This is a genomic window from Streptomyces sp. NPDC002784, from assembly GCF_053592135.1.
The window spans coordinates 62,475-77,537 of the sequence record NZ_JBSFVD010000007.1 but is presented as its reverse complement, the minus strand read 5'-3'; the positions used below and the strand labels follow the sequence as shown (position 1 = coordinate 77,537).

At 71.9% G+C, this 15,063-nt stretch carries 14 protein-coding genes; 2 read left to right on the top strand and 12 right to left on the bottom strand.

The window, feature by feature from the left end; translation table 11 throughout:
• Positions 1 to 283 precede the first annotated feature (283 nt).
• The 4 genes from ACWD1Z_RS15805 to ACWD1Z_RS15790 all read right to left on the bottom strand — a co-directional run bounded on the left by ACWD1Z_RS15805 (position 284) and on the right by ACWD1Z_RS15790 (position 4,931).
• On the bottom strand, positions 284 to 2,581 hold the full coding sequence (locus ACWD1Z_RS15805; protein WP_451119024.1) for a HelD family protein: 2,298 nt from the start codon (positions 2,579 to 2,581) through the stop codon (positions 284 to 286).
• 83 nt (positions 2,582 to 2,664) lie between these two features.
• Positions 2,665 to 3,426: a zf-HC2 domain-containing protein gene (locus ACWD1Z_RS15800; RefSeq protein WP_389415708.1), complete on the bottom strand. Its 762-nt coding sequence runs from the start codon at positions 3,424 to 3,426 to the stop codon at positions 2,665 to 2,667.
• A 50-nt stretch (positions 3,427 to 3,476) separates the two neighbouring features.
• Positions 3,477 to 4,061, bottom strand: coding sequence for a sigma-70 family RNA polymerase sigma factor (locus ACWD1Z_RS15795; RefSeq protein ID WP_186287205.1), 585 nt, complete (start codon positions 4,059 to 4,061; stop codon positions 3,477 to 3,479).
• Between the two features lie 267 nt (positions 4,062 to 4,328).
• Positions 4,329 to 4,931: a CGNR zinc finger domain-containing protein gene (locus ACWD1Z_RS15790; protein ID WP_451119022.1), complete on the bottom strand. Its 603-nt coding sequence runs from the start codon at positions 4,929 to 4,931 to the stop codon at positions 4,329 to 4,331.
• 165 nt (positions 4,932 to 5,096) lie between these two features.
• On the opposite strand from ACWD1Z_RS15790, the gene ACWD1Z_RS15785 reads away from it, so the two are divergent.
• Complete coding sequence (locus ACWD1Z_RS15785) at positions 5,097 to 5,561, top strand: anthrone oxygenase family protein (protein WP_451119021.1); 465 nt, start codon at positions 5,097 to 5,099, stop codon at positions 5,559 to 5,561.
• Positions 5,562 to 5,629: 68 nt separating this feature from the next.
• Here ACWD1Z_RS15785 and ACWD1Z_RS15780 read toward each other — a convergent pair whose 3' ends face one another.
• Together ACWD1Z_RS15780 and ACWD1Z_RS15775 are read right to left on the bottom strand one after the other, a co-directional pair.
• On the bottom strand, positions 5,630 to 6,790 hold the full coding sequence (locus tag ACWD1Z_RS15780) for a uroporphyrinogen-III synthase (protein ID WP_451119019.1): 1,161 nt from the start codon (positions 6,788 to 6,790) through the stop codon (positions 5,630 to 5,632).
• A gap of 121 nt (positions 6,791 to 6,911) precedes the next feature.
• The gene (locus ACWD1Z_RS15775; RefSeq protein WP_451119017.1) at positions 6,912 to 8,294 is read right to left on the bottom strand and encodes a nitrate/nitrite transporter; all 1,383 of its coding nucleotides are present in this window, start codon (positions 8,292 to 8,294) and stop codon (positions 6,912 to 6,914) included.
• A gap of 208 nt (positions 8,295 to 8,502) precedes the next feature.
• Here ACWD1Z_RS15775 and ACWD1Z_RS15770 point away from each other — a divergent pair, with 208 nt between their 5' ends.
• Positions 8,503 to 9,024, top strand: a complete 522-nt coding sequence (locus ACWD1Z_RS15770) for a hypothetical protein (RefSeq protein WP_451119015.1) — start codon at positions 8,503 to 8,505, stop codon at positions 9,022 to 9,024.
• Here the strand turns inward: ACWD1Z_RS15770 and ACWD1Z_RS15765 are convergent.
• Genes ACWD1Z_RS15765 through ACWD1Z_RS15740 form a run of 6 tightly spaced genes read right to left on the bottom strand, consistent with a single transcriptional unit; the run spans position 9,007 to position 14,988 of the window.
• Positions 9,007 to 9,597, bottom strand: a complete 591-nt coding sequence (locus ACWD1Z_RS15765; RefSeq protein WP_451119014.1) for a hypothetical protein — start codon at positions 9,595 to 9,597, stop codon at positions 9,007 to 9,009. The genes ACWD1Z_RS15770 and ACWD1Z_RS15765 overlap by 18 nt on opposite strands.
• 8 nt (positions 9,598 to 9,605) lie before the next feature.
• Positions 9,606 to 9,824 (bottom strand): hypothetical protein, encoded by a 219-nt coding sequence (locus ACWD1Z_RS15760; protein WP_451119012.1) that lies wholly within the window; start codon positions 9,822 to 9,824, stop codon positions 9,606 to 9,608.
• Entirely contained in the window at positions 9,809 to 10,078 is a 270-nt protein-coding gene (locus ACWD1Z_RS15755; RefSeq protein WP_451119010.1) for a hypothetical protein, read from the bottom strand. The genes ACWD1Z_RS15760 and ACWD1Z_RS15755 overlap by 16 nt, the downstream gene beginning before the upstream one ends.
• A 46-nt stretch (positions 10,079 to 10,124) precedes the next feature.
• Positions 10,125 to 11,399 carry an acyltransferase family protein gene (locus tag ACWD1Z_RS15750; protein WP_451119008.1) on the bottom strand — a complete coding sequence of 425 codons (1,275 nt, stop codon included), beginning with the start codon at positions 11,397 to 11,399 and terminating at the stop codon, positions 10,125 to 10,127.
• Complete coding sequence (locus ACWD1Z_RS15745) at positions 11,396 to 13,594, bottom strand: glycosyltransferase (protein ID WP_451119007.1); 2,199 nt, start codon at positions 13,592 to 13,594, stop codon at positions 11,396 to 11,398. The genes ACWD1Z_RS15750 and ACWD1Z_RS15745 overlap by 4 nt, the downstream gene beginning before the upstream one ends.
• Positions 13,594 to 14,988: a hypothetical protein gene (locus ACWD1Z_RS15740; protein WP_451119005.1), complete on the bottom strand. Its 1,395-nt coding sequence runs from the start codon at positions 14,986 to 14,988 to the stop codon at positions 13,594 to 13,596. The genes ACWD1Z_RS15745 and ACWD1Z_RS15740 overlap by 1 nt, the downstream gene beginning before the upstream one ends.
• Positions 14,989 to 15,063: the final 75 nt, after the last annotated feature.

Here is a 15,063-nt window from a genome sequence, read left to right as displayed (position 1 = left end):
GTAGCCGCCCTGGATTGCGGACTTTTTGTTCATCGGTGGACGACGAGTTCGGAAAACATCTTCCACGATACGAGAATCGATCAGCCAGCGATACGGCAACGAAAGAGGCCCACGTCACATCGGACGTGGGCCTCTCGAACGTTCAGTGACACCGACCCGCCATGCTCGCCTCGCGGCAAGTGGTCGCTCGTAGCGACGAAGGTTGGGCCCGGGGGCTTGGATCGGGCCGGTGCCACACCCAGGCTAACAAACCCGGCCCGTAAGACCATTCCCGTCCCGCGAGTCAGTCCCGCAGAAGGTCCGGCACCCCCGTCGCGTCCGGCTCGTCCCGCTCGCCCGAGACCACCGTCAGCTGCTGGGTCGCGCGGGTGAGGGCGACGTAGAGCACGCGCAGGCCGGCCGGGGACTCGTCGGCGATCTCCGCGGGCGAGACGACGACCGTCGCGTCGTACTCCAGGCCCTTGGCCTCCAGGCTGCCGAGGGCCACCACCCGGTCGCCGAGTCCGGATAGCCAGCGGGCGGCCTCCTCGCGGCGCTGCATGGCGACGACGACACCGACGGTGCCGTCGACCCGGTCGAGCAGCCGGGCGGCCTCCTCGCGGACGGTCCGGCCGAGCGACTCCCGCACGACGGCGAACCGCGGCTCGACCCCCGTCGAGCGGACGGCGGACGGCGACTCGGAGCCGGGCATGGCCAGCGCCAGCACCTTCGCAGCCAGCTCGGCGATCTCCGCGGGGTTGCGGTAGTTCACGGTGAGCCGGAAGCGGCGGCGCGGACGGCTGCCGAGGGCCTCGTCGCGGGCCTCGGCGGCCTCGTCCGGGTCGGACCAGGAGGACTGCGCCGGGTCGCCGACGACCGTCCAGGTGGCGTGCCGGCCGCGGCGGCCGACCATGCGCCACTGCATCGGGGTGAGGTCCTGGGCCTCGTCGACGATGACATGGGCGTACTCGACGCGCTCCTGCGCGAGACGCTCGGCGCGTTCGCGCTGGGTCTCCTCGCGGACCGGCATCAGCTCCTCCAGCCCGGTGAGCTGGTCGAGCGGGTCCAGTTCGCGCCGCTTCCTGGGGCGGGCCGAGGTGCCGAGGATCGCCTGGAGCTCGTCGAGCAGGGCGATGTCGTGCACGGACCAGCCGTCCCGGCGCAGGGAGCGGGCGACCCGGCGGATCTCGCCCGGGTTGAGGACGCGCCGGGCCCAGCGGCCGAGGCGCTTCTCGTCGGCCATCGCCGCGAGCACGGCCCTCGGGGTCAGCTCGGGCCACCAGGCGTCGAGGAACTCGATGAAGGAGTCCTCGCCGGTCACGTCCTCGTCGAAGGAGGAGCGCAGCTCGGCCGCGAGCTCGGGGTCGGTGTGCCGGCCGGCGCTCCCGGAGCGCGACCACAGGGCGTCCAGCAGGAGCTTGCGGGCGCGCGGGCGCAGCAGGTTCACCGGCGCGGTGCCGCCGAGGGCGGTGCGGCGGATCTCCGCCAGTTCCCCGGCCTCCAGCTCGATGCGGCGGCCGAAGGCGACCACGCGGAGCCGGTCCGGAGAATCGTTCAGCTCCAGCGCTCCGCGCGCGGCCTTCCGCACCACCTTGAGCATGCGGTACGAGCCCTTGGCGCGGGCCGTGGCCGGGGAGTCGTACAGCGTGGCCTCGGCGCCGTCGACCAGCGAGCCGATCGACCGGATCGCGACCTGGCCCTCCTCGCCCAGCGAGGGGAGCACGCCCTCGGTGTACGCCACCAGCAGCGGGGTCGGCGAGACGATCAGGATGCCGCCCGCATACCGGCGCCGGTCCTGGTAGAGCAGGTAGGCGGCGCGGTGCAGGGCGACGGCCGTCTTCCCGGTCCCCGGGCCGCCCTCGACGTAGGTGACGGAGGCGGCGGGGGCGCGGATGACCAGGTCCTGCTCGGCCTGGATGGAGGCGACGATGTCCCGCATGGTGTGGGTGCGGGCCTGCCCGAGGGCGGCCATCAGGGCGCCGTCGCCGATCACGGGCAGCTCGTCGCCGCCCAGGAACGCCGTCAGCTCGGGTCTCATCAGGTCGTCCTCGACGCCGAGGACCCGGCGGCCCTTGGAGCGGATGACCCGGCGCCTGACGACCCGGCCGGGGTCGACCGGCGTGGAGCGGTAGAAGGGGGCGGCGGCGGGCGCCCGCCAGTCGATGACCAGCGGGGCGTAGTCGGTGTCGAGGACCCCGATCCGCCCGATGTGCAGGGTCTCGGCGATGTCGGCGGTGTTGTCGGAGCGGACCGCGCCGTCGGCGGGCTCCACGGCGGTGTAGGCGCCGTCCGGGCCCTTCTTGCCGTCCTTGCCGAGCAGCAGGTCGATCCGGCCGAAGAGGAAGTCCTCGTACTCGTTGTTCAGCCGGTTGAGGTGGACGCCGGCCCGGAAGACCTGGGCGTCCCGCTCGGCGAGCGCGCCGGGGGTGCCGACCTGGCCGCGCCTGGCCGCGTCGTGCATGAGGAACTCGGCCTCATGGATCTTTTCCTCGAGGCGCCGGTACACCCGGTCCAGGTGTTCCTGTTCGACGCTGATCTCACGGTCCCGGACCGAATCCGGGACCGCACCGACCGCGGTTTCCTGCTGAGCCTGTGCGGCCACCGGGCCCCCTTCTGACGTGCTGGGCAGCCGTCAACCGTACGCGAAGGGGGGCCCTGGAAGCTATGCGTCCGCCCGGAGCGGCCTCACGCGTCCACCTCGACCAGCCGCTTGCCGTCGAAGGTCAGCACCTCGAAGCGCTCGATCTCCTCGGGCGTGAAGGCCGCCCCGCCGTGCACGTACAGCGGCTGGCGGGCCTGCTCGGTCCGGGCGTTCGGGATGCCGTAGCCCCACTTCGGGACGGACCAGGAGGTGATCGTCTCGCGTTCGCCGTTCTTTCCCACGGCGATCAGGGAGCACTTCTCCGGCCCGGTGACGTTCTTCAGCTCCAGCACGGCGTGGGTGCCCCAGGCCTTCGTCTCCATGGCGACGGTCGCGGAGACCTTGGTGGAGGCGTCCCGGCCGGAGACCCGGTCCGGCATGACGTCGAAGGCGGCCTTGGCGGGGCTGGTGGCGTGCGCCTCGGTGGACGTGCCGCCCTCGTCGCCGGTGGTGGCGATGGCGGCGACCGGGCCGCCGACGATCAGCGCGGCCGCGGCGGCCACCATGTAGAAGCTGCGGCGGCGGGTCAGCGCGCGGCGCTCGGCGACCTCGTCGACCAGGTTGTGCACCAGGCGCGGGCTGGGCTTGGCCGACAGCGACTCGCCGATGGCGGGTGTGCCGGCGCCGGGCAGGTCCGCGAGCGCGGCCAGCATCGGCTCCATCCCGGCGAGCTCGTCGAGCTGCTGGGCGCACCACTCGCAGGTCGCGAGGTGCATCTCGAAAGCGGTTGCCTCGGCGTCGTCGAGGATCCCGAGGGCGTAGGCGCCGACGGTCTCGTGCTCGTTCGCGCCCGAAGATCCCTGCATGGGGCCAGTCATACCCGGACCCCCTGCTCCGTATCCCCCGTAGGTGTTCATCACGCCGTCACCCCCCGCTCCTCCAGTGCCAGCTTCATCGACCGCAGGGCGTAGAACACCCGGGAACGGACGGTGCCGCTGGGTATGCCGAGCGTCTCGGCCGCCTCGTTCACGGTACGTCCCTTGAAGTACGTCTCGACGAGCACCTCCCGGTGGGCCGGGGTCAGGTCGTCGAGCGCGTCCGACAGCGTCATCAACCACAGCGCCTTGTCGATCTCGTCCTCCGCGGGGATGACCTCCAGCGGCGACGGATCGACCTCCTGCGGCCGGGCCTGCCGGCTGCGGTGGCCGTCGATGACGATGCGCCGGGCGACCGTCACCAGCCAGGGGCGTACCGATCCGGTCGCTCGATTGAGCTGGCCGGCGTTCTTCCAGGCACGGATGAGCGTCTCCTGCACGACGTCCTCGGCGCGCTGCCGGTCGCCGGCGACCAGCCGGAGCACATACGCGAGCAGGGGTCCGGCGTGCTCTCTGTACAGAGCACGCATCAGCTCCTCGTCAGGTTCGACCGAGGGCTGGGACATGCGATGTCGGGCCCTCGATCCACGTTCCTTGGCCACGGCCGCATCCTTGCGCACGCCCACCTCCGGTGTCCCCGTTTCATCTGGGCTCCCCCAGTCGGTCGCTCCACCACGGGTACGCAGCGAGGCCGTCGGGTGTTCAAAGTGGGGTGACAGTTTTCTGCGGGGTGACATGACGGAGGGGACACCGGGGCACATTCCCCCCGCGATGTCTTCACCTTTCCGCCACCGGCGGACGAGGGAGTCGTCGTCGAACGGCCTGGCGAAGGTAAAAGGCATGTAATCGAAATCACTTCGACAGCCGTGTCACAGAAAGGGCATAACGCTTCATCAGGCGCGGGCGAGTGCCGCCCGCCGCCGGTGCCGGGCGACCCGCTCCCGGTTCCCGCACACCTCGCTGCTGCACCAGCGCCTGCGCCGCCCGCGCGAGGTGTCGAGGTAGACGATCGGGCAGTTGTCCCCCTCGCACTGCCGCAGCCCCGCCCGCGCGAGCGGATCCGTCAGCAGCTCCACGGCATCCCGCGCCACGGCGGCGAGCAGCGCGTCCCGCTCCGGCGGGCCCTCCAACTCCCGTACCAGCGTGCCGTCCTGGGCACGGATCGCGCGCGGGGCGGGGGGCGGGGTGCGGGCGGTGTCGTTGACGCGGACGAGGGCATGGCCGTACGACGACCAGGACCTGACCTCGGCGGACAGGGCGCCGCGCACCAACTGGTCGACCCGGCCGCGCAGTTCGCGGAAGCCGGTGAGCCAGGCGGGGTCGGCGTGCCCGAGCGGGGTGCCGGCCGGGACGAGTCCGGACCCGGTGATCCACGCGCACAGCACCGGGACGGAGTCGAGCCGTTCCACCGGGTGGGTCGTGGAGAGGAGATCGAGGCAGATCCGTCCCGCGTCGAAGCGCAGCTCGTACGGGACCGTGGCCGTACCCAGTGCCATGTGCCTGTCACCGCCTAGGGGTCATCCCGGGTCCGGCCCCGGACGAACCGTTCCCTCTAACAGTGCCTTCCCGCTTACGCGGCTGGAACCCCTAGTGGACGCGCGCTTATGCGGCCGCGCGTCGGGGCCATGTCCGGGTCGGGGGCCGGTGACTTGACTGGTCACATGACGACAAGGACAGCCACGCTCACGGCGGCCACGCTCACCACGGGGCTGCTCGCCGGCACGTTCTACGCCTTCGGCTGCGCGGTGCTGCCGGGGCTGGCCCGGAGCGAGGACGAGGTGTACGTCGAGGTGATGCGGAACATCAACGAGGCGATCCAGAACCCGGTGTTCCTGCTGGCCTTCTTCGGCGCACCGGCCCTGACGGGCTGGGCGGCGTGGCACCTGCGGGGCGCCCCCTGCCACCGCTGGGTCTGGGCGGCCCTGGCCGCGAACGTGCTCGCGCTGGCGGTGACGGTGACGGCGAACATCCCCCTGAACGACGCCTTGGCGAAGCCGGGCGATCCGACGGCGCTACGGGCCGAGTTCGAGGACCGGTGGGTGGCCTGGAACGCGATACGAGCAGCACTGCTGACGGCAGGCACAGCCTGCCTGACCACAGCCCTGGGGCGGCGGAGCCGCCAATAGGGGCGCGGGGAACTGCGCGACCAGCCCCCACCCCGCCGCAGGCGACCGACAACCGACGGCCAACCCACCTACACGTCCGCGTACTTGGAATCCGCCGCCGGATCCAGCGCCAGCCGATACCCCCGCTTCACCACCGTCTGGATCAACTTCGGCGTGCCGAGAGCCGACCGGAGCCGAGCCATCGCCGTCTCCACCGCATGCTCATCCCGCCCCGTACCCGGCAGCGCCCGCAGCAGTTCCGCCCGCGCCACCACCCACCCCGGCCGCCGAGCCAGCGCCCGCAGCAGCGACATCCCGGCCGGCGGAACCGGCCGCAACGCCCCGTCCACCAGCACCGCATGCCCCCGGATCTCCACGCGATGACCCGCCACCGGCAACGCCCGTGCCCGGGAGGGCAGTTCCTGGCACAGCAGCTGGACCAGCGGCCCGAGCCGGAACCGCTCGGGCTGCACCGTGTCGATGCCCCGGGCCTGCAACGGCAGCGCGGTCACCGGCCCCACGCACGCGGGCAGCACATCGTGGTTCAACGCCGCCAGCACCTCCGCCAACAGCCCCCGCTCCTCCGCCCGGTTCAGCAGCGACGCCGCCGCCGGCGCACTGGTGAAGGTCAGCGCGTCGAGACCGCGCGACACCGTGGCGTCCAGCAACCGGTCCACCGGAGAGAGGTCCTCCGGCGGCATCCACCGGTACACCGGCACCCCGACCACCTCCCCGCCCGCGGCCCGCAGCGACTCGACGAACCCGGGCAACGGCTCCCCGTGCAGCTGTACGGCGATCCGCCGCCCGTCGACACCCTCCTCCAGCAGCCGGTCGAGCACCTCCGCCATGGACTCGGACGACGGCGACCAGTCCTCGGTGAGCCCGGCGGCCCGGATCGCGCCCTTCACCTTCGGCCCGCGCGCCAGCAGTTCCACCCCCCGCAGCCGGTCCAGCAGGTCCTCGCCGAGCCCCCAGCCGTCGGCCGCCTCGACCCACCCCCGGAATCCGATCGCGGTCGTGGCGACGACGACATCCGGCGCCTGGTCCACGATCTCCTTGGTGGCGGCGAGGAGTTCACCGTCGTCGGAGAGCGGCACGATGCGCAGGGCAGGGGCGTGCAGGACGGCGGCGCCGCGGCGCTGGAGCAGCGCCCCGAGCTCGTCGGCCCGACGCGCGGCGGTCACACCGACGGTGAACCCCGCGAGGGGCCCGTGTTGCCCGTGACCGGGCTTGTGCTGTTCGTCGTACATAACTCTCGTCCCGCACTCGAGTCGTCACATATCGGGTACACCCGCATGCCGATCGAGGCTGTCAATGGTGCGTGACAGGCTCGGTTCGGCTTGATGTCCACGGTGTTACGTCACACCCGTCTCACACCTCGGCATAGCTGAGCTGCGGCTTCGTCTCGGATGCGGCGGCCGTGGCCCGCTGCTGCGCGGCCGGGCGGCGAAGGTATACGGCCCAGGTGACCACGAAGCACGCGCCGTAGAAGGCGAGGAAGGCGACGAAGGCGCCGGTGCCGGAGCCCACCGAGAGGAAGGACTGGCGGAAGGCGAGGTTGATGCCGAGTCCGCCGAGCGCGCCGACCGCACCGATCAGGCCCATGGAGGCGCCGGACAGGCGGCGGCCGTAGGCGGCGGCCTCCTCACCGGTGAGCCCCTTGGCGAGGGCCTTCGCGTGGAAGATGCCCGGGATCATCTTGAAGGTCGAGCCGTTGCCGAGGCCGCTCAGCACGAACAGGGCGATGAACGCGGTGGTGAACAGCGGCAGCGACTCCCGCATCGAGGCCACGATGATCACGGAGGTGGCGGCCGCCATGGCGACGTAGTTCCACAGCGTGATCTTCGCCCCGCCGAACCGGTCGGCCAGGGCGCCGCCGACGGGCCGGATCAGGGAGCCGAGCAGCGGGCCGATGAAGGTGACGTAGGCGGCCTGGAGCGGCGTCCGGCCGAACTGCGTCTGCAGGACGAGGCCGAAGGCGAAGCTGTAGCCGATGAACGAGCCGAACGTCCCGATGTAGAGGAATGCCATGATCCAGGTGTGCCCCTCCTTGACCGCGTCCTTGGCGGCGCCGGTGTCGTTCTTCACGGACGAGATGCTGTCCATGTAGAGCGCGGCGAGGACCGCGGCCACGACGATCAGCGGGATGTAGATACCGAGCAGCACGCGCGGCCCGCCACTGGCGCCGATCACCGCGAGGCCGATGAGCTGCACGACGGGCACGCCGATGTTGCCGCCGCCGGCGTTCAGGCCGAGCGCCCAGCCCTTCTTGCGCAGGGGGAAGAAGGCGTTGATGTTGGTCATGCTGGAGGCGAAGTTGCCACCGCCGACGCCGGCGAGCATCGCGCACACCAGGAACGTGGTGAAGGACGTCCCCGGCTCCATCACGCTGAACGCGGCGATCGTCGGCAGCAGCAGCATGCCGGCCGAGATGATCGTCCAGTTCCGCCCGCCGAAGATCGCCACGGCGAAGGTGTACGGGACCCGGACGACGGCGCCGACCAGTGTCGCCATGGACACGATGGTGAACTTGTCCGCCGGAGTGAGCCCGTACTCCGGGCCCATGAAGAGGACCATGACGGACCACAGGGTCCAGATCGAGAAGCCGATGTGCTCGGAGAGGACGGAGAAGTACAGGTTCCGGCGGGCGATCTTCTCGCCCTTCTCGTTCCAGAAGGTCTCGTCCTCCGGATCCCAGTGATCGATCCAGCGGCCTCCCCTGCTCGCGGCGGGGGCAGTACTCGGGGCTGTCATGACGCCTCCACGGGGCTCCGGGCTCAGGTCGTACTCCAGTGGCTGATCCCGAAGGTAGGGAGGGCGCGTTTCCTGCCTGTGCCACCGGGTGACCGGAAAGGAACGTTGCTCTCACCTTTGACGGAGGCGGGATGAGAGGTTCCCGTGACGCCGCCGCCCGCCCAGGCGCCGCTATCCTCTAGCGGACCCCACCGGAAGGGGAGGATCCATGTCCGCCGATTCCCGGGCCGAGCGGCCGGAGACCCAGCGCCCCCAGCGCTCCCTTGCCGGAAACATCCTCTTCGCCGGGGCGGCGGTCCTCGTGCTGGCGACGACGGTGCTCGGGGCGTTCGCCGCCGGAGCGCTCCTTCTGTCGCCGCTGTCCGCCGCGGTGCCGGAGGACGGGGAGCACGCTGTGGCCGTCGGCTGCATCGGCCTCGGCGGGATCACCGGACTGGTGCTGCCGCTGATCCTGTTCGGCATGGTGCGCGGCGACCAGGACACCCCGCGGCTGGGTGCGGGCGCGGCCTCGCGCAAGATCCTGGCGCTGCTGGTCTTCGCCGGCTACCTGCTGGCCGTGGCGGTCGTCGTCGCCCAGCTCGGACATCTCCTCCCCCGGGACATCACCACCACCGTCGCCGTCTTCGCCGTCGGTTTCGGCTGGATGCCGCTCGCGATGGTGCCCCGGGAGAAGCTGGGCCTGGGCGATGTGCTGCCCGCCTCGCGCAAGACCTCACGCAAGCCGGACTGAGTCCGCCGGCTCGTCGGCCACCTTCACCAGTTCCTCGCCGAGTCCGGGCGACGTCCACAGCAGCCGGCACCCCAGCGCCGTGGGGTGCTCGGTGGGCAGGGCGTAGTGGGCGACGCCCTCGACGACCACACCCCGGTCGGCTGCGGGGGCCGTGGGCTCCTGCCGGTGGATCCGCAGCGCCGGGCCCAGCGGCAGCGCGACCTCCGACAGACCCCGGACGCCACCGAAGTACGGCCCCTCCGCCCGCTCCGCCTCCGCGCGGAAGGCCGCCAGGCTCAAGGACTCCGGCGGGACCCGCAGTTCGCGGACCGTGCAGCTCGCGATGATCGCGTCACCGCGGGGGGCCAGCACCGCCGCGCACAGCGCGCCCTGCCGTACGGCCGCGCCCCCGTACCAGAGCAGGTCCTCGGCGAAGGCCGTACGCAGCCGGTCGTCGGCGTCGTCGCCGAGGTGCTGTCCGGCGAGGGCGAGCGCCCAGGGCTCGGGGTCGTCGGTGCGCAGGTCCAGCACCAGCCAGTTGTGCGCGGCGGGGAGGTCGACCCGGCACTCCCGCCAGGGTGTCAGGGAGGTCATGCCGGGGCTCACGCTCCGGCCGGCGACGCGTCGGAGCCGGTGACGTCGATCTCGGGGTCGCCGCCGAACAGACCGACGAAGCTCTTGGTGTCGGAGGCGGCGCCCGTTCCGGTGCCGCCGAGGCCGAGCGTGTTGTAGGCGACGGCCTGCTTGAAGGCGTCCGGCGTGCCGATGAAGCTCAGGTCGGCGGGGTCGATGTTCTTGATGCGGGTCAGCTCGTCCACCATGCCCGGGCCCGCGTACATGCTGGCGAGGCCGCGCGGGCCGGCGGCCCGGTAGGCGTCGCGGGCCGGAAGTTGTCGCCGACCTTGAAGAGGTCCCGCCAGGTGCCGCGGATGGTGCCGAGGTCGTCGACGAAGGAGGTGGGCAGGCCCCGGAAGGCCGCCGCCAACGACACATCGGGCAGCGCGACGCCGGGCCTCGCCCCGGCCCGGGCGCCGACCATGGACTCGACGAGTGCGCGGCGGGCGGCCGAGTTCATGTTCGGGTTCCAGCCGCGGACGTACTGCGTGGCCGCCGTCCAGCGGTCATCCCGCGGCGGAGCGCCTGCGGGATCCCCCGCGGCGCACACCGTTCGGCCACAGCCGCGGCCGCCGCTTCGCGGCGATGTCCTCGATCCAGCCCACCGCCGCGATCGTCAGCCCGATCAGCGGCCAGACCAGGAAGAACATCCAGATCAGATACGTCGAGTCCAGGGCCGCCACCGCTCGCTCCCCCTGCATGAAGGGGAGGTCGTAGAGGTGGTCCAGGATCGGGACGGTGGCCATGATCAGCATGTTGTGCCAGAGGTAGATCGTGACCGCGCGGTTGTTGGAGAGGGTGACCAGCCTGTCCCACTTCGCCAGGCGTCCGGGCAGCTCCTGCCAGGACGGGGAGTAGATCAGCAGGATCACCACGAAGCCGAAGGACCAGGTCGCCTGGGCGAGCGGGATGTCGTTCAGGTCCCAGCCGTCGGCGCCCAGGTGGCCCGAGGCCCACCACAGGCCGAAGGCCATCAGCAGCGAGGACCCGGACACGGCCACATAGCGCGGGATCTTCTTCAGCAGGCCCTCGTGATGGGCGAAGCCCAGCACCCAGCAGCCGCCGTAGACCGCGAAGTCGGTGACCGCGTTGCCGGTCTCGCCGGGGATCGTGACCACTCCGGTGCCGACCACCGCCGTCAGCGCCAGCGGTGCCAGCAGCGTCGGCCAGGGGGCGCGGCGGAACGCCCACAGCAGCAGCGGGGAGGCGACGACGAACCACAGGTAGGCGCGCAGGTACCACAGCGGTCCCGCCGCCTGCACCGCCCAGGTGTCCTCCAGCAGGCCCGTCTTGGAGCCGATGTGCCAGGGGAACGGCGGGGCGCCGATCGGCACGATGTAGTTGATCAGCTCCAGGAGAGCCCAGGTGGGGCTGTCCTCCGTGTTCTTCGTCGGGTTCCAGCCGCCCGCGAACATCAGCGCCAGCACCACCGCGCTGAACGCCCACAGCGGGGGCAGCAGCCGGCGCACCCTGCCCTTGATCACACCCCACGCGGGGCGGTTCAGCGACCGTGCCATCAGCGAGCCCGCCAGCGCGAACATCACGCCCATGGAGGGGAACAGCACGGTCAGCCAGGCCCAGCCGAAGAGGTGGTACACCACGACCCGGACCAGCGCGATCGAGCGCAGCAGGTCCAGGTAGCGGTCCCGGCCCGGCTTCTTCGGCTCGGGTGCGGGTGCGGGTGCCGGTACGGGCTCGTACTCGGGAGCGGCAGGAGCCTGCTGCTCCGGGATGCCGTACGGCTCGTAGCCGTACGACTGCTGCGGTATGCCCTGCGTCATCCGACCGGCCTCCGATCGCTCGCGTCGGCCGCCCGCTGTCGCGGGACCGGACCTCCCGGCGCCTCCACCACGCCCGTGCGGCGCAGCTTCTGCCAGCGCAGCCGGCCGCCGGTGAGGGCGGTGATCCAGGACTGGAGGAGGACCACGTACATGAGCTGGCGGTAGAGGATCTGTTGCAGGGGCAGCGAGATGAGGTGGGTCATGCGTTCCCGGTCGAGACGGAAGGCGTACGCGGCGCAGACGGCCTGGATGGCGAGGACGCCCAGCCAGGCGATGATCGTCTTCTGGGTGGGGCCGAAGATCAGGCCGTACAGGAGGAAGACGTCGATCAGGGGGGCCAGCAGCGGGGCCAGCACCATGAACAGGGAGACCAGCGGCAGTCCGACGCGGCCGAAGCGGCCCGAGGGACCGCTCTCCACCAGCGCCCTGCGGTGCTTCCAGATCGCCTGCATGGTGCCGTAGGACCAGCGGTAGCGCTGGGACCACAGCTGCTGGACCGTCTCCGGTGCCTCGGTCCAGGCGCGGGCCTTCTCGGCGTAGACGACCCGCCAGCCGTCCCGGTGCATCGCCATGGTGATGTCGGTGTCCTCGGCGAGCGTGTCCTCGCTCATGCCGCCGACCCGTTCGAGCGCCGTCCGGCGGAAGGCTCCCACCGCGCCGGGGATCGTCGGCATGCAGCGCAGCATGTCGTACATCCGGCGGTCCAGGTTGAAGCCCATCACGTACTCGATGTGCTGCCAGGCGCCGATGAGGGAGTCCCGGTTGCCGACCTTGGCGTTGCCCGCGACGGCGCCCACGCGCGGGTCGCCGAAGGGCTGCACCAGTTCACGGACCGTGGCCGGTTCGAAGACGGTGTCGCCGTCCATCATCACGACGATGTCGTACCGGGCGTTGGCCAGACCCCGGTTGAGCGCGGCGGGCTTGCCCGCGTTGAGCTGGCGGATCACCCGCACGTTCGGCAGGCCCATCGCCTCCACGATCCGCGCGGTGCCGTCGGTCGAGCCGTCGTCGATGACGAGGATCTCGATGGGATGCTCGCTCGCCATCAGGGACCGGACGGTGTTCTCGATGCACTTGGCCTCGTTGTACGCGGGCACCAGCACCGACACCGGTTCGGTCACCGGCGGGCCCCAGCTGAAGCCCTTCTTGCGCACCCGGCGGGCGTGCGCGGCGGACAGCACGAGCATCAGCACGAACCGGCTGATGACCAGGAACCCGATGATCGCGAGCCCGACCACCAGGACGGCGGTGATGTTGTCGGAGGCCTGGACCAGGAAGACCCACGCCTTGCCCTTCCACAGGTCGACGCCGGTGACCCGGCTGTGCGCGCTGGGGGCGTCGAGGGCCTCGGTGAGGTTGTCGAACTCGTAGCCCCGCTCCTGCATCTGCGGCAGGAAGCGGTCCAGCGCCTCGACGGTCTGGTGGCGGTCGCCGCCGGAGTCGTGCATCAGGACGATCGCGCCCTCGCGGCCCTTGGGAGTGGCCTTGCGGATGATCTCCTCGACGCCGGGCTTGCGCCAGTCCTCGCTGTCGTTGTTGTTGACGACCGTGATGTAGCCGCGGGAGCCGATGTACTCGGTCACCGGCCAGGACTCGTTGTCCATGGCGGCGGCGAAGGAGGAGTACGGCGGGCGGAAGAGGGAGGTGCGGATGCCGGCCGCGCCGGAGATCGCCAGCTGGTTCTGCGACAGCTCCCAGTCGATGCGCTTCTTCGACTGGTAGGACAGGTCGGGGTGGTTGAAGGTGTGCAGGCCGACCTCGTGGCCCTCCTCGACCATGCGCCGGACCAGGTCCGGGTGGCGCGAGGTCATGGTGCCGGTGACGAAGAAGACGGCGTGCGCGTCGTACTTCTTCAGTACGTCCAGGACCTTGGGCGTCCACTCGGGGTCGGGGCCGTCGTCGAAGGTGAGGACGAGCCGCTGGTCCGGCAGGTCCAGGCTCTGGGTACGGCCGCTGCGGGCGTCGATGACCGGCCCGCCCTTGAGGATCTGCTCCGGGACCTGGTCGGAGGCGGCGGCGGGGCGGACGCGGTGGTCGGCCAGGATCTCGCTGTGCACGTACCCGCGCAGCATCAGCATCGCCATCAGCGCGGCGAGGACGAGCGTGGGCAGGAGCAGGCGCATGGGCAGGCGGCGGCGCCGGGGACCGTCGGGGGCCTGGGGCACGGCGCCCCGACGGTTGGTGCGGGAAGCCATCAGAGGGTGTACTCCGGGGACGGGTCGTACGGGCTTGCGGGAGCGGCCGGTTCCGCGACGGGGCCCTGGGTGACCGGGCCGAGGTCGGCCGGAGGAGCGGCGACCGTGTCGGTTCCGGTGCCGGTGGTGTCGCCGGGGTCCTCGGTCGGAGTCGGGTCGGGCGTGGGTTCGCCGGTGTCCGTGTCGGTGGGCTCGGGGTCGGGCGTGGGAGCCGTGTCGGTGGGGTCCGGGTCCGGCGTCGGGTCGGCGCCCGGGCGCGTCGTCGGCTTGGTCGCCGTCGGCTCGGGGTCGGTGCTGGCGCCCGGCTCCTCGGTGCTGCCGGCGTCGTCCGGAGCGGTGGCGTCGGCGCCCGGGGAGGGCGTGACGCCGTCACTGACGGAGGGGGAGGCGCCCGGGGTGACGCCTTCGGGGCCGGCGGGCGGCGCCGACTCGGCGGGCACCGGCGAGGTGTCGACCTGGCCGGCCGGGGTGTCCTTCTTCGGGTCCTGGACCGGCAGCCAGGGGGCGTTGGAGTTGCCGGACAGCACGGTGGCGACGATGACGACGGCGTAGACCGCGCAGGCGATGGCGACCAGCATGCCCAGGCGCCGGAAGCGGCGGCTGCGGCGGCCGGATTCGTCGACGAAGACCGGGCCGTCGGAGCTCTCGGCACCGCCGCCGGGGGCGGCCTTGGCCGCCCGCAGCGAGCCGTCGAGCTGGAGGCCGATGCCGTCGAGCTGGATGGTGACCTCGTGCGGGTCATGGGTGTGGCCGGATTGCACCGGTTCGTCCCACGGGTCGTGCAGGGCGCCGCCTCGCGGAGCCCCGGGACTCGGGCCCGGAGCCGCAGCCGGTACCGACGCCGAAGCGGAGGCCGATGCCTGTTGCGGAATCGAAGGGGAGGCCGATGCCTGCTGCGGAATCGAAGCCGGAGCCGCAGCCTGGGCCGGAATCGAAGGCGAGGCCGATGCCTGCTGCGGAATCGAACCGGAGGCCACCGGAGTCTCGCGGACCCCGCCGACCCCTCCGCCGACCGGCGGGAACGGTTCCCGGGGCGCGGCGCCCGCGGCAGGCGTACGCACACCCCCGCGCGGGGTGAACACCTCGCCCCCGCTCCGCGCCCTGCGCGGCGTCTCCGTCGAGGTCGCGCCACCCGCTCCCGGAGGGGCATCCGGCCGGTCGAACCGGTCGAACGCCGAGAGCAGCTCGGTCAGATCCGCGCGGCCCGCCGCGCCGGAGCCGTCGGCGGGCGCGGCCTGCGGCAGCACCGTCGTCTCGTCGGCGTCCGTCGGGGCCACCCGCTGAGCGGCGGTCTCCGCGAACGCCTGGGTGTCACCCTCGGCAGCCGGAGTCGCTTTGGTCGCGGACGCCGCCTCCGGCCACTCCGGTTGGGCGTCTTCTCGCCAGTTCTTCACGCGCACACATCCCCCCAGGGACAGTTCCGGGTGCGCGCACGACACCGAGCACCCGTCGATCGAAACCAGGCCCCC

Excerpts from the sequence above, each read along its gene's own strand:
- ACWD1Z_RS15780 (WP_451119019.1), bottom strand. The coding sequence starts at position 6,790 with ATGTACGACGAACAGCACAAGCCCGGTCACGGGCAACACGGGCCCCTC.
- ACWD1Z_RS15790 (WP_451119022.1), bottom strand. The coding sequence starts at position 4,931 with ATGGCACTGGGTACGGCCACGGTCCCGTACGAGCTGCGCTTCGACGCG.
- ACWD1Z_RS15775 (WP_451119017.1), bottom strand. The coding sequence starts at position 8,294 with ATGACAGCCCCGAGTACTGCCCCCGCCGCGAGCAGGGGAGGCCGCTGG.
- ACWD1Z_RS15755 (WP_451119010.1), bottom strand. The coding sequence starts at position 10,078 with ATGAACTCGGCCGCCCGCCGCGCACTCGTCGAGTCCATGGTCGGCGCC.
- ACWD1Z_RS15765 (WP_451119014.1), bottom strand. The coding sequence starts at position 9,597 with ATGACCTCCCTGACACCCTGGCGGGAGTGCCGGGTCGACCTCCCCGCC.
- ACWD1Z_RS15760 (WP_451119012.1), bottom strand. The coding sequence starts at position 9,824 with ATGGTGGACGAGCTGACCCGCATCAAGAACATCGACCCCGCCGACCTG.
- ACWD1Z_RS15800 (WP_389415708.1), bottom strand. The coding sequence starts at position 3,426 with ATGCAGGGATCTTCGGGCGCGAACGAGCACGAGACCGTCGGCGCCTAC.
- ACWD1Z_RS15785 (WP_451119021.1), top strand. The coding sequence starts at position 5,097 with ATGACGACAAGGACAGCCACGCTCACGGCGGCCACGCTCACCACGGGG.
- ACWD1Z_RS15750 (WP_451119008.1), bottom strand. The coding sequence starts at position 11,399 with ATGACGCAGGGCATACCGCAGCAGTCGTACGGCTACGAGCCGTACGGC.
- ACWD1Z_RS15770 (WP_451119015.1), top strand. The coding sequence starts at position 8,503 with ATGTCCGCCGATTCCCGGGCCGAGCGGCCGGAGACCCAGCGCCCCCAG.
- ACWD1Z_RS15745 (WP_451119007.1), bottom strand. The coding sequence starts at position 13,594 with ATGGCTTCCCGCACCAACCGTCGGGGCGCCGTGCCCCAGGCCCCCGAC.